Consider the following 12,833-nt stretch of genomic DNA (forward strand, 5'->3'; position numbering starts at 1 on the left):
GGACGCGCCGCTTTTTGGTGTCGATCAACCTGAACGTTGCACCGAAGAGGATTAGGCCACCCCTATTCAGTTCAAAAGTAGCCATGCACGAACAATATCAGCCCCGTGAAATAGAAAATGCCGCCCAAACCTTCTGGGACGAGCAAAAGTCCTTTGAAGTCAGTGAACAGCCAGGCAAGGAGACTTACTACTGCCTATCGATGTTCCCTTACCCCAGCGGCAAGCTACACATGGGGCACGTGCGTAACTACACCATCGGCGACGTGATTTCGCGCTACCAGCGCATGCTCGGCAAGAACGTCCTGCAACCCATGGGTTGGGACGCCTTCGGTATGCCGGCGGAAAACGCCGCGATGAAAAACAACGTGGCGCCCGCCAAGTGGACCTACGAAAACATCGCCTACATGAAGACCCAGCTGCGCAGCCTGGGCTTGGCGGTGGACTGGTCGCGCGAGGTCACCACCTGCAAGCCCGATTACTACCGCTGGGAACAATGGCTGTTCACCCGCCTGTTCGAAAAAGGTGTGATCTACAAGAAAAGCGGCACCGTGAACTGGGACCCGATCGACCAGACCGTACTGGCCAACGAACAGGTCATCGACGGTCGCGGCTGGCGCTCCGGCGCGCTGATCGAAAAGCGCGAAATCCCGATGTACTACTTCAAGATCACCGCCTATGCGGATGAACTCTTGTCGAGCCTCGACGACCTGCCGGGCTGGCCTGAACAGGTCAAGACCATGCAGCGCAACTGGATCGGCAAATCCAAGGGCATGGAAGTGCAGTTCCCGTACAACGTCGATTCCATTGGCGTTGCCGGCGCACTGAAAGTCTTCACCACCCGCCCAGACACCCTGATGGGCGCGACCTACGTCGCCGTGGCCGCAGAACACCCGCTGGCCACCCAGGCCGCACAGAACAATCCAGAGCTTTCGGCGTTCATCACCGAATGCAAAGGCGGCAGCGTGGCCGAAGCCGACGTCGCCACCCAGGAGAAAAAAGGCCTGCCAACCGGCCTGTTCGTCGAGCACCCACTGACCGGTGAAAAACTGCCGGTGTGGGTCGCCAACTACGTGCTGATGCACTACGGCGATGGCGCAGTAATGGCCGTGCCGGCTCACGACGAGCGCGATTTCGAATTTGCCACCAAGTACGGCCTGCCGATCAAATCGGTCGTGCGTACCAGCTCGGGCGATACCAACCCGGCCCCATGGCAAGACGCCTACGGCGAGCACGGCGAACTGATCAACTCCGGCGAGTTCGACGGTCTGGATTTCCAGGGTGCCTTCGACGCCATTGAAGTGGCACTGATCAAGAAAAACCTCGGTGCCTCGCGCACCCAGTTCCGCCTGCGCGACTGGGGCATCAGCCGCCAGCGCTACTGGGGCTGCCCGATTCCGATCATCCACTGCCAAACCTGCGGTGACGTGCCGGTGCCGGAAGACCAGTTGCCGGTGGTACTGCCCGAAGACGTGGTGCCCGATGGCGCCGGTTCGCCATTGGCGCGCATGCCCGAGTTCTACGAGTGCGCCTGCCCGAAATGCGGTGCACCGGCCAAGCGTGAAACCGACACCATGGACACCTTCGTCGAGTCCTCGTGGTACTACGCTCGCTACGCCTCGCCGCACTATGAAGGCGGTCTGGTGGAAAAATCCGCGGCCGACCACTGGTTGCCGGTGGATCAGTACATCGGCGGCATCGAACACGCAATTCTTCACCTGCTCTACGCGCGTTTCTTCCACAAGCTGATGCGCGACGAAGGCCTGGTCAGCTCCGACGAGCCGTTCAAGAACCTGCTGACCCAAGGCATGGTGATCGCCGACACTTACTATCGCCGCGAAGCCAATGGCGCCTACACCTGGTTCAACCCGGCGGACGTAGAGCTTGAGCGTGACAGCAAGGCCAAGGTGATCAGCGCCAAGCTGAAGTCCGACGGCCTTCCGGTGGAAATCGGCGGCACCGAGAAGATGGCCAAGTCCAAGAACAACGGCGTCGACCCACAGTCGATGATCGATCAGTTCGGCGCCGACACCTGCCGCCTGTTCATGATGTTCGCCTCGCCGCCCGACATGAGCGCCGAATGGTCCGACTCCGGCGTCGAAGGCTCGCACCGTTTCCTCAAGCGCGTCTGGCGCCTGGCGCACGCCCATGTCAGCCAGGGCCTGCCGGGCAAGCTGGACGTGGCGTCCTTGAGCGATGAACAGAAAGCCATTCGCCGCAGCACTCACCTGGCCATCCGCCAGGCCAGCCAGGACGTGGGCCAGAACCACAAATTCAACACCGCCATCGCTCAGGTGATGACGCTGATGAACGTGCTGGAAAAAGCACCGCAGGCGACCGAACAGGACCGCGCGCTGGTACAGGAAGGCCTGGAAGCGGTCGTCCTGTTGCTGGCTCCGATCACGCCGCACATCAGCCATGATCTGTGGAGCCGCTTGGGCCACAGTGGCGCGGTGATCGACGCCGGTTGGCCGGTACAGGATGACAGCGCGCTGGTACAGGACACGCTGCAGCTGGTAATCCAGGTCAACGGCAAACTGCGTGGCCAGATCGATATGCCAGCCAGCGCCAGTCGTGAAGACGTCGAGGCGGCTGCACGGGTCAACGAGAACGTGCTGCGCTTTACCGAAGGCCTGACGATCCGCAAAGTGATCGTAGTGCCTGGCAAACTGGTCAACATCGTCGCCAGCTAATCGGATCGGGCGCAGGGCTTGGGCCCTGCGCCGAACCAAACCTTTAAGGCCTCGATAAGGCCCACATGGTTTCAAGGGGAGCAACAAAATGATCAAACGCAATTTGCTGGTGATGGGCCTCGCTGTGCTGCTGAGCGCTTGCGGCTTCCAGCTGCGCGGTACCGGCACCAATGAACTGAGCATCAAGGAACTGGACGTCAGCGCCCGCAACGCCTATGGCGACACGGTGGTTCAGCTGCGCCAGACCCTGGAAAACAGCGGCGTGCGCGTCTACACCGGTGCAACCTACAAACTGGTCCTGGTGGACGAGCAGGAATCCCAGCGTAGCCTGAGCTACGCCAGCGCCGGCCGCGCGTCGGACGTTGAGCTCAATACGGCCGTCAACTATGAAGTACAAGGCCGTGACCACCTGCCTTTGATGGCTGACAAGCTCGAAGTCCAGAAAGTGGTGAGCCACGACGGCAACAACCTGGTGGGTTCGGACTCGGAGATCATTCAGGTTCGCAAGGAAATGCGTCGTGAGCTGATCCAGCGCCTGATGGTACGTCTGCAACAGCTGACGCCGGAAAAACTGGCCGCTCTGCAGCAAACCGCCGACAACAAGGCCAAGGCTGACGCCGACGCCCTGAAAGCCGCAAAAGAATACGAAGACAACACGCCGAAACAATCGCCTGTTGAAGTCCCTGTCGAGTAAGCCAGACGGGGCGCCCCTGGCGCCCCGTTTGCCCCGCCTATGAAGCTCGCCCCCGCCCAACTCGCCAAACACCTGCAAGGTGGCCTCGCGCCTGTCTACATCGTCAGCGGTGATGATCCGCTGTTGTGCCAGGAAGCGGCAGACGCTATTCGCAGCGCCGCGCGCCAGCAGGGTTTCGATGAACGCCAGGTCTTCAGCGCCGACGCCAGTTTCGACTGGGGCACGCTGCTGCAAGCCGGTGCGAGCATGTCGCTGTTCGCCGAAAAACGCCTGTTGGAATTGCGCCTGCCCTCGGGCAAACCCGGCGACAAGGGCGCGGCGGCCTTGATGGAATACTGCTCGCGTCCCGCTGAAGACACAGTGCTGCTGATCAGCTTGCCCAAGCTCGACGGCAGTGCGCAGAAAACCAAATGGGGCAAGGCGCTGGTAGAGGGACCACAGACCCAGTTCATCCAGATCTGGCCAGTGGACAGCAACCAGTTGCCGCAGTGGATTCGTCAGCGCCTGTCCCAGTCGGGGCTGTCAGCGACGCAAGACGCTGTTGAACTGATCGCCGCCCGGGTCGAAGGCAACTTGCTTGCCGCCGCCCAGGAGATCGAAAAGCTCAAGTTGATGGCCGAAGATGGGCAGATCACCGTCGAAACCGTGCAAGGCGCAGTGGCCGACAGTGCTCGCTTTGACGTGTTCGGGCTGGTGGACGCGATTCTTAATGGTGAACCTGCCCACGCCCTGCGCATGCTCGAAGGGCTGCGCGGCGAAGGCGTGGAACCCCCGGTGATTCTATGGGCCCTGGCCCGTGAGTTGCGGGTGCTGGCCAATATTTCGCTGCAATACAGCCAGGGCACTCCGCTGGACAAATGCTTCAGCCAGGCGCGGCCACCGGTCTGGGACAAACGCAAACCCCTGATGAGCAAAGCCCTGCAACGGCACTCGGCGCAACGCTGGGCACAGCTGCTACTTGAAGCGCAGCGCATCGATGCGCAAATCAAGGGTCAGGCGGCGGGTTCGCCGTGGATGAGCCTGAGCCGTTTGTCACTTTTGATGTCTGGTCAGCGCCTGTCGTTACCGGCTGAATAACGCCCCGCTCAAAACTCCACACTCCGAATGTGGGAGCGGGCTTGCTCGCGAAGACGGTGTATCAGTTTATAGATCAGGCGACTGGCCCACCGCCTTCGCGAGCAAGCCCGCTCCCCGATTTTGATCGTGCACCTTTCCTACACCGCGCCGGGCTTTACAGCGGCGTCACTTCGGCAGATGATTTGCACCGCTTCATCCCACCGACAGAGAGTATCGACATGAGCAAAAAGCCATCCAAGCATGGCCCCAACAAGGCCAAATCCATCATCGCCCAGCCACTGTTCCGCAGCCGTCAGGAACGCGCCGGCAAGGGCAAAGGCAGCTACCGCCGCGAAGCCTTCCAGTCTAATAGCTGGGAGGCTTCTTACTTTCTGGCTGCCTGAAGGCAAGCGCCCCTCCGGCATGATAAGGTCTGTACCTGATTTGTAATCCCTGGACCTGTGCATGCCCTCTAGTCTTTCCCGTCGTTGGCACCTTCGCCAATTGATCGCTGCCTCCAGCCTCATTCTGCTTGTCGCCTGCGCGGAAAAACCCACCGCCGCAGACGCGCAACCCCTGCCAAAACTGCAAACTGTGCCGGCCGTCGCGCCCGCCGTCGTTGCGCCGTTGGCCGTGGACAACCTCGATATCCAACCGACCCAGACCTTCGCCGAATGGCAAGCGGCCTTTCGCGTGGACGCCCTGAAAGCCGGGATCACGCCTGCGGTGTTCGACAACGCCTTTGCCGGCGTCACCCCCGACATGGCGGTGATTCGCGCTGACCGCAGCCAACCGGAATTTTCCCGCCCGGTTTGGGAATACCTCGACGGCGCCCTCTCGCCGGTGCGCGTACGCAATGGCCAAGCCTTGCTGATCAAGTACGCCGACATCCTGCAAAGCATCGAACAACGCTATGGCGTCGACCGCCAGGCGCTGGTTTCGGTGTGGGGCATGGAAAGCAATTTTGGCCAGTTCCAGGGCAATAATTCGGTGATCCGTTCCCTGGCAACCCTGGCCTACGAAGGCCGTCGCCCGGCGTTCGCCCAGGCGCAACTGCTGGCGGCGCTGCAGATCATCCAGCATGGCGACATCCAGGCCGACCAGATGAAAGGCTCCTGGGCCGGCGCGATGGGCCAGACGCAATTTATCCCGACTACTTACAACACCCACGCCGTCGACTTCGACGGTGACGGTCGCCGTGACATCTGGAACAGCCCGGCCGACGCCCTCGCCTCCACGGCGCATTACCTGCAAAGCTCTGGCTGGCAAAAAGGCCAGCCGTGGGGCTTTGAGGTGCAACAGCTGCCGGCCAACTTTGATTACGCCCTGGCAGACGGCGGCGTACGCAAGACCGTCGCCGAGTGGCTGAAACTCGGTATCCAGTTGCCACCTGGCGCGAGCATGCCGCCCAACGTAGACCAACTGTCCGCCGCCTTGTTGCTGCCGGCAGGCTACCGTGGCCCCGCTTTCCTGGTGCTGGACAACTTCCGCGCGATCCTCAAGTACAACAACTCGTCGTCCTACGCGCTGGCGGTTGGCCTGCTGTCGGAACGGTTTGGCGGCGGTGGTGTGATTCGTGGCGATTGGCCCAAAGATGAGCTGCCACTGAGCCGCTCCCAGCGCATCGATTTGCAGACAGTGCTGAGCGCCAAAGGGTATGACGCGGGCAATGCAGACGGCATCATCGGCGCCAACACGCGCAAGGCGATTCGCGCGGCGCAGCAGTCGCTGGGTTGGCCAGCGGACGGGTATCCGACGGTGAAACTGCTGGAGTCGTTGCAAAGCCAATAGGTCGGCGTATGGCGACTATCGCCTTCGCGAGCAAGCCCGCTCCCACATTCAACGACATTCCAAGGTTGGAACTCGGTCGAATGTGGGAGCGGGCTTGCTTGCGAAGACGGCATCACAGGCGACAATTATTTCAAAACTACATCCTGCTCCAACACCAGCCGCTGCTCCCCCGCATCCAGCCGCACCAACGCGCCCATCGGCAGCGTCAGGTTCGGATCGCAGTGCCCACTGCGCCAGCCGGACAACACCGGAATGCACAACGGTGCGAAGGTCTGCTTCAGCAGCCGCTCCAGCGCTGCTTTATCCACACCCGCCACGTCGCCCACCAGCACACCGGCAATTTGCTCCAGCTTGCCGGCCAGGCGCAGATGAGTCAGCAGGCGGTCGATACGGTAGATCGGCTCGTTGACGTCTTCGATCAGCAAAATGATGCCCTCGGCATCAATCTCATAAGCCGTGCCCATGACTGCGGCGATCATCGACAGGTTGCCGCCCAGCAAGCGTCCACAGGCAATACCCGGCTCAAGGGTGGTCAATGGGTAGGCCACCGGGTGCGCCACGACACTGCCGGCGCCAAGCTGGCCGCGCAGCATGCTGAACAGCGATGACTCCGTGGGCTGTTGTTTGTCGCCCAGCAAATCGGCACTGAGCATTGGCCCGTGGAAAGTCACGAAGCCGGCGTAGCGGCTGATCGCCAGGTGCAACGCGGTGATGTCGCTGTAACCCACGAACGGCTTGGGGTTGGCGCGCAGCAGGTCGTAATCCAGGCGATCCAGCAAGCGTGGCGTACCGTAGCCGCCGCGCAGGCAGAAGATGGCATCGATTTCGGGGTCGGCGAAGGCAGCGTGAAGGTCACGCAGGCGCACGTCATCGCTGCCTGCGAGGTAACCGTCGCGTTCGTATACACCAGGGAAAATCCGCAGCTCATGGCCACGGGCACGCATCCATTGCCCGGCTTTTTCAACGTCAAGGGCGGCAGGGCCGGCGGGGGCGATCAGGCCAATGATGCCTTCGGCTCGAAGGGCAGGTACGGCGGCTGCCAGTTCAGTGCTCATCCATAAGTCTCCCATCTATGACGCAGAACGAAATGTGGGAGCGGGCTTGCTCGCGAAGGTGGGGTGTCGGTCAACACATCAGGTGACTGAAACACCGCCTTCGCAAGCAAGCCCGCTCCCACACAAGCCACGCCCAAATTACTCCAGGTCAGGCTCAGGAAACCAGGCTGGCCTTGACCAGCTTGGCCTGCTCGTCAGCGTGGTACGAGGAACGCACCAGCGGGCCGGACGCCACGTTCTTGAAGCCCATTTTGTAACCTTCCTCGGCGAACCAGGCGAAGGTGTCCGGGTGCACAAATCGCTGCACCGGCAAGTGGCTGCGCGACGGCTGCAGGTACTGGCCGAGGGTCAGCATGTCGATGTCGTGTTCGCGCATGCGCTTCATGACTTCGATCACTTCTTCGTCGGTCTCGCCCAGGCCCAGCATCAGGCCGGATTTGGTCGGGATGTGCGGCATCATCTGCTTGAATTTCTGCAGCAGGGTCAGCGACCACTGGTAGTCCGAGCCTGGACGCGCAGCCTTGTACAAGCGTGGCACGGTTTCCAGGTTGTGGTTGAACACATCCGGTGGCTCGGCCGCGGTGATTTCCAGCGCGACGTCCATACGGCCACGGTAGTCCGGCACCAGGGTTTCGAGCATCACGTTCGGCGACAACTTGCGGATCTCGCGAATGCAGTCGGCAAAGTGCTGGGCACCGCCGTCACGCAGGTCATCGCGGTCTACCGAGGTGATGACCACGTATTTGAGTTTCAGGTCGGCGATGGCGATGGCCAGGCTGTGCGGCTCGTTGACGTCCAGAGGCTTCGGCCGGCCATGGCCAACGTCGCAGAACGGGCAACGACGGGTGCAGATGTCACCCATGATCATGAAGGTGGCGGTGCCACCGGAGAAGCATTCGCCCAGGTTCGGGCAGGACGCCTCTTCGCACACGCTGTGCAGCTTGTGTTTGCGCAGCAGGGCCTTGATACGGTCGACTTCCGGCGAAACCGGGATGCGCACGCGGATCCAGTCAGGTTTTTTCGGCAGTTCGGTGGTCGGGATGATCTTGACCGGGATGCGTGCAACCTTCTCGGCGCCGCGCAGCTTGACGCCGGCTTCCACCTTGGCACGCGGGGCCGGACGCTCGGTGATGTCCAGCGTCGGGATCATGGTTTGCACTGCATCAGTAGTCATAATCAGTCGATTCCGCCCGTAAGGGTCGTCTGCTCAGCATAGTCGAGGTGTTTGACGAGCTGCGCACGCAGCCGGGCACTTACCTCGGCAAATTTAATCGGTGTGGCGTGGTCGCTCAGTTGGGTCATCGCCAACCCTGCGTAACCGCACGGGTTGATGCGCCCGAACGGCGCCAGGTCCATGTCCACGTTCAGGGCCAGGCCATGAAAGGAACAACCGTGGCGAATCCGTAAACCGAGGGAGGCGATTTTCGCGCCGTTCACATACACACCGGGTGCATCGGGCTTGGCCGCGGCGCTCACGCCGTAACTGGCCAACAGCTCGATCAGGCAAGCTTCCATGCGGCTCACTAGGTCACGTACGCCAAAACCCAGCTTGCGTACGTCCAGCAAGAGATAAGCAACAAGCTGACCCGGCCCATGGTAAGTCACTTGACCACCTCGGTCGACCTGCACCACCGGAATATCCCCCGGCAGCAGCAGATGCTCGGCCTTGCCGGCCTGGCCCTGGGTGAATACCGGCGGATGTTCCACCAGCCAGATTTCATCCGGGGCCGAGCTGCCGCGCTCGTTGGTGAAGCGCTGCATGGCATGCCAGACCGGCTCGTAGGCCATCTGACCGAGCTCGCGAAAGCCCAGGACCTGAGACATCACAGCACCATGTGCACGAAGCCGGTGGCCCGCAGTTCGCTGTTGATGTCGTAGAGCTGGTCTTGACCAGTCGCAACGATGTGCAATTGGATCGTGGTGTACTTACCGTTGGAGCTCAAACGCTCGTCCACACGGTTGTCGTTGATCGTCGCGTGTTTACGCACGATCTCCAGAATCTTGTCTTTGTTGCCCACACCCGTATCGCTGATCACCTTGACGGGATAGTCCACGTTAGGGAATTCGATCTTTGGCGCCTTTACTTCTACTTCTTTATCGGTCATGGCGTAACGGCCTCGTAAGCGTAAGCCGTGGCGACGGGCAAAGCCCCACGTCAGATCGACGCGGGGCTTTGCAGGTGCACACTTATCAGTTGAACAAGCTGTAGAAGAATAGACGAATGCTATCCCACACGCGGCGGAAGATACCACCTTCGTCGACGGCGTCCAGCGCGATCAGGTCGGCGCTGTGCACCACCTTGTCGTCCAGCTTCACTTCGACTTTACCGATAACGTCACCCTTGGCGATTGGCGCAACCAATTGCGGGTTCATGGTCATGCTGGCAGCGAGCTTTTTCAGCTGGCCTTTAGGCATGGTCAACGTCAGGTCGTCAGCCAGGCCGGCTTTGACTTGGTGGGTAGCGCCTTTCCATACCGGGGCTTGAGCCAGCTCAGCACCCTTCTGGTAGAAGGTCTGGGTTTCGAAGAAGCGGAAACCATAGGTCAGCAGCTTTTGCGTCTCGGCCGCACGAGCCTGCTCGCTGTTAGTGCCGAAGACCACGGCGATCAGGCGCTGGCCGTCACGTACGGCGGACGACACCATGCAGTAGCCGGCTTCGTCAGTGTGGCCGGTTTTCAGGCCATCGACAGTCTTGTCGCGCCACAGCAGCAGGTTGCGGTTAGGCTGCTTGATGTTGTTCCAGAAGAATTCCTTCTGGGAGTAGATCGCGTAGTGCACCGGGTCGACGCGGATGATCGCGCGGGCCAGCAGCGCCATGTCGTGAGCCGACGAGTAGTGCTCCGGGTTCGGCAGACCGGTCGGGTTCATGAAGTGGCTGTTGGTCATGCCCAGGTCGCCGGCCGTCTTGTTCATCATGTCGGCAAATGCGTCTTCGCTGCCGGCGATGTGCTCGGACAGGGCCACGCTGGCGTCGTTACCGGACTGGATGATGATGCCGTGCAGCAGGTCGCTGACAGTCACCTGCGAACCGACCTTGATGAACATCCGCGAACCGCCGGTACGCCAGGCGTTTTCGCTGACGGTGACCGGGTCGTTTTCGCCGATCTGGCCGCGACGGATTTCCAGGGTCGCGATGTACGCCGTCATCAGCTTGGTCAGGCTCGCCGGTGGCAGGCGCTGGTCACCGTTGTTCTCGACCAGCACGTTGCCGCTGGCGGCATCCATGAGGACCCAGGCCTTGGCGGCCAGTTGCGGGGAAGCCGGCACCATTTCAACCGCCCAGGCGGCCGGGGTGATGATCAGCGAAAGAAGCAGGCACGTGCGTTTGGCTAAGGTGGTGATGTTCATCCGTCTCTCGAAATTGCTTATGGAAACTTGCCCTCGCGGGCAAAACTATTCAGACAGCCCGCTGCCAGACTGTCACGTGTTCGGTTGCCCGCTCACCCCTTGCCCCTGGGTTTTTATTGTTCAACGAGCCAACAACCAGGGCCCAGACCCGCGCACGCGTCTGAGCCATCAATCTTTCTTATTCGGCGGTGACCACGCTGGGTTGCCCCAGGTTAGCCAGGCGCACGCTGTTCTGTACTTGCGCCACTTCACTTGGCGAACCAATTGGCCCCATGCGCACACGGTGCAGAGTCTGCTGGTTACGCACGATGGAGCTGATGAAAACCGGCGCATTGACCATGCTGCTGAGCTTGGACCTTAACAGTTCTGCCGCGTCCGGGTTGGCGAAAGCGCCGACCTGCAGGTACTGACCGCCCACCGTGGAAGCGCCCGGTGCTGCGTGCGGCACGACCACCGTGTCCGGCGCGTGCTGCGCCGGTGGCGGTGTCCACTGTTCGATCTTGCCGGTTGACGCGGTCACCTGCGGCTGCGGCGTTTGTGGCTCGTTGAGCATCAACGGTGCCGGTTTGCCACGCTGGGCCCAGTACTGCGCCGGATCGATGCCTTCGACTTTCACGCGCGCGGTGCCGATTTCGGCATAACCGAGTTTCTTCGCGGCGGCGTAGGACAAGTCGATGATCCGGTCCGAATAGAACGGCCCACGGTCGTTGACCCGCAGGATCACCGTGCGGTTGTTGTCCAGATTGGTCACGCGTACGTAGCTGGGCAGCGGCAGGGTCTTGTGGGCCGCGCTCATGCCGTACAGGTCATACACTTCGCCGTTGGCGGTGTTCTGGCCATGGAACTTGGTGCCGTACCAGGACGCCGTGCCCGATTGGACGTAGGTCTTGGAATCCTGCAGCGGGAAGTAATTCTTGCCCAACACGGTATACGGGTTGGCCTTGTAAGGCCCGGTGTGCAGGGTCGGCGTGGCATCCGGGATTTTCGATACGTCGACATCCCACCACGGCGCGCCGTCTTTGTGCGCGCGGTTGATGTCCAGGCCCGGCTGGGCGCGAACGATACCGCCACCGCCCTTCTGCGCCGGCGCGCGGCTTGTGGTGGTGGTAGAAGAACAACTGACAACCAGCAAGGACAACGCGGCAAACGCCACCAGCTTGAGCGGTTTATGGAACGGCGATGCCCGCATTACTTGTTGCCCCGTGCTTGGACCAGCATGTCTGACAGCTGATGCACGGCCATGGCGTACATCACACTGCGGTTATAACGCGTGATTGCGTAAAAATTCTTCAGGCCCATCCAGTATTCCGGGCCGTTTTCGCCTTCCAGGCGGAACGCCGTCACCGGCATATCATCGCGTGGCGCATTCTGACTCGACCAGCCCAGGGCTCGCAACTCCCCGACGGTCTTGACCGGCTCGATTCCCTGGGTCAAACCTTCGTCGGCGCGCTCGCCGGTGACATCGGCACGGATCACCACCGGCTCGCCGGACACCCAGCCATGGCGCTTGAAGTAGCTGGCCACGCTGCCAATGGCGTCATCCGGATTGCTCCAGATATTGATGTGGCCGTCGCCGTCGAAATCCACGGCGTATGCACGAAAACTGCTCGGCATGAACTGCGGCAAGCCCATCGCACCGGCATAGGAGCCTTTGAGGGTCAGCGGGTCGACCTGCTCTTCGCGGGCCAGCAGCAGGAATTCGCGCAGCTCCTTGCGGAAGAACTCGGCGCGCGGCGGGTAATCGAAGCCCAGGGTCGACAAGGCGTCGATCACCCGGTAACTGCCGGTATTGCGCCCGTAAAAGGTTTCAATGCCGATGATCGCGACGATGACCTGGGCCGGCACGCCGTACTCCTGCTCGGCGCGGGCCAGCGCGGCTTCGTGCTGGCGCCAGAAGTCCACACCCCGCGCCACGCGGGCGTCGGTGAGGAACATAGGGCGGTATTCTTTCCACTGTTTCACGCGCTCGGCGGGACGCGAGATCGCATCGAGGATCGCCTGCTTGCGTTGCGCTTCGCGGAACACGCCCATCAGCTGTTCACCGGCGAAACCGTAGTCGCGGGTCATTTCACCGACAAATTCGGCGACCTGGGGTGAGCCATCGTAGTCACCGGCCTGCGCCTCTTGCGTCGCGCCCAGCAGCCCAATCAGGCTCATCCAGGACGCATGCCGAGTCGCCCAGCCGCGCATTACTTGCAT

At 61.4% G+C, this 12,833-nt stretch carries 12 protein-coding genes; 5 read left to right on the forward strand and 7 right to left on the reverse strand.

Annotated elements, in window-relative coordinates; genetic code table 11:
* Nucleotides 1–83 precede the first annotated feature (83 nt).
* The 5 genes from leuS to AACW30_RS27955 all read left to right on the forward strand — a co-directional run bounded on the left by leuS (nt 84) and on the right by AACW30_RS27955 (nt 6,231).
* Nucleotides 84–2,690 carry a leucine--tRNA ligase gene (gene leuS / locus AACW30_RS27935; protein WP_200623934.1) on the forward strand — a complete coding sequence of 869 codons (2,607 nt, stop codon included), beginning with the start codon at nt 84–86 and terminating at the stop codon, nt 2,688–2,690.
* 88 nt (nt 2,691–2,778) lie between these two features.
* On the forward strand, nt 2,779–3,384 hold the full coding sequence (locus AACW30_RS27940; protein WP_106579368.1) for an LPS-assembly lipoprotein LptE: 606 nt from the start codon (nt 2,779–2,781) through the stop codon (nt 3,382–3,384).
* 39 nt (nt 3,385–3,423) lie between these two features.
* Nucleotides 3,424–4,461 carry a DNA polymerase III subunit delta gene (gene holA, locus AACW30_RS27945; protein ID WP_106579369.1) on the forward strand — a complete coding sequence of 346 codons (1,038 nt, stop codon included), beginning with the start codon at nt 3,424–3,426 and terminating at the stop codon, nt 4,459–4,461.
* A 218-nt stretch (nt 4,462–4,679) separates the two neighbouring features.
* Entirely contained in the window at nt 4,680–4,844 is a 165-nt protein-coding gene (gene arfA / locus AACW30_RS27950) for an alternative ribosome rescue factor ArfA (RefSeq protein ID WP_003176285.1), read from the forward strand.
* A 61-nt stretch (nt 4,845–4,905) separates the two neighbouring features.
* Entirely contained in the window at nt 4,906–6,231 is a 1,326-nt protein-coding gene (locus AACW30_RS27955; RefSeq protein WP_200623935.1) for a lytic murein transglycosylase, read from the forward strand.
* A gap of 125 nt (nt 6,232–6,356) precedes the next feature.
* On the opposite strand, the gene AACW30_RS27960 is transcribed toward AACW30_RS27955, so the two are convergent.
* The 7 genes from AACW30_RS27960 to mltB form a co-directional block, all read right to left on the reverse strand.
* Entirely contained in the window at nt 6,357–7,274 is a 918-nt protein-coding gene (locus AACW30_RS27960; RefSeq protein ID WP_442793495.1) for a S66 peptidase family protein, read from the reverse strand.
* A 166-nt stretch (nt 7,275–7,440) separates the two neighbouring features.
* Nucleotides 7,441–8,460, reverse strand: a complete 1,020-nt coding sequence (gene lipA, locus AACW30_RS27965; protein WP_442793494.1) for a lipoyl synthase — start codon at nt 8,458–8,460, stop codon at nt 7,441–7,443.
* 2 nt (nt 8,461–8,462) lie between these two features.
* Nucleotides 8,463–9,110, reverse strand: coding sequence for a lipoyl(octanoyl) transferase LipB (gene lipB / locus AACW30_RS27970; RefSeq protein ID WP_200623937.1), 648 nt, complete (start codon nt 9,108–9,110; stop codon nt 8,463–8,465).
* Complete coding sequence (locus AACW30_RS27975) at nt 9,110–9,391, reverse strand: DUF493 domain-containing protein (protein WP_017136054.1); 282 nt, start codon at nt 9,389–9,391, stop codon at nt 9,110–9,112. The genes lipB and AACW30_RS27975 overlap by 1 nt, the downstream gene beginning before the upstream one ends.
* 85 nt (nt 9,392–9,476) lie before the next feature.
* Nucleotides 9,477–10,634, reverse strand: a complete 1,158-nt coding sequence (locus tag AACW30_RS27980; protein ID WP_106579372.1) for a D-alanyl-D-alanine carboxypeptidase family protein — start codon at nt 10,632–10,634, stop codon at nt 9,477–9,479.
* A 178-nt stretch (nt 10,635–10,812) separates the two neighbouring features.
* The gene (locus AACW30_RS27985; protein WP_200623938.1) at nt 10,813–11,823 is read right to left on the reverse strand and encodes a septal ring lytic transglycosylase RlpA family protein; all 1,011 of its coding nucleotides are present in this window, start codon (nt 11,821–11,823) and stop codon (nt 10,813–10,815) included.
* Nucleotides 11,823–12,833: a lytic murein transglycosylase B gene (gene mltB, locus AACW30_RS27990; RefSeq protein ID WP_124418530.1), complete on the reverse strand. Its 1,011-nt coding sequence runs from the start codon at nt 12,831–12,833 to the stop codon at nt 11,823–11,825. The genes AACW30_RS27985 and mltB overlap by 1 nt, the downstream gene beginning before the upstream one ends.

It is taken from the genome of Pseudomonas sp. MF6747 (assembly GCF_963890955.1).
GTDB lineage: Bacteria > Pseudomonadota > Gammaproteobacteria > Pseudomonadales > Pseudomonadaceae > Aquipseudomonas.

What these genes read in the sequence shown, in the direction of transcription:
- lipA (WP_442793494.1), bottom strand. Translation starts at nt 8,460, where the DNA reads ATGACTACTGATGCAGTGCAAACCATGATCCCGACGCTGGACATCACC.
- AACW30_RS27955 (WP_200623935.1), top strand. Translation starts at nt 4,906, where the DNA reads ATGCCCTCTAGTCTTTCCCGTCGTTGGCACCTTCGCCAATTGATCGCT.
- AACW30_RS27985 (WP_200623938.1), bottom strand. Translation starts at nt 11,823, where the DNA reads ATGCGGGCATCGCCGTTCCATAAACCGCTCAAGCTGGTGGCGTTTGCC.
- AACW30_RS27975 (WP_017136054.1), bottom strand. Translation starts at nt 9,391, where the DNA reads ATGACCGATAAAGAAGTAGAAGTAAAGGCGCCAAAGATCGAATTCCCT.
- mltB (WP_124418530.1), bottom strand. Translation starts at nt 12,833, where the DNA reads ATGCAAGTAATGCGCGGCTGGGCGACTCGGCATGCGTCCTGGATGAGC.
- AACW30_RS27980 (WP_106579372.1), bottom strand. Translation starts at nt 10,634, where the DNA reads ATGAACATCACCACCTTAGCCAAACGCACGTGCCTGCTTCTTTCGCTG.
- holA (WP_106579369.1), top strand. Translation starts at nt 3,424, where the DNA reads ATGAAGCTCGCCCCCGCCCAACTCGCCAAACACCTGCAAGGTGGCCTC.
- arfA (WP_003176285.1), top strand. Translation starts at nt 4,680, where the DNA reads ATGAGCAAAAAGCCATCCAAGCATGGCCCCAACAAGGCCAAATCCATC.
- leuS (WP_200623934.1), top strand. Translation starts at nt 84, where the DNA reads ATGCACGAACAATATCAGCCCCGTGAAATAGAAAATGCCGCCCAAACC.
- lipB (WP_200623937.1), bottom strand. Translation starts at nt 9,110, where the DNA reads ATGTCTCAGGTCCTGGGCTTTCGCGAGCTCGGTCAGATGGCCTACGAG.
- AACW30_RS27940 (WP_106579368.1), top strand. Translation starts at nt 2,779, where the DNA reads ATGATCAAACGCAATTTGCTGGTGATGGGCCTCGCTGTGCTGCTGAGC.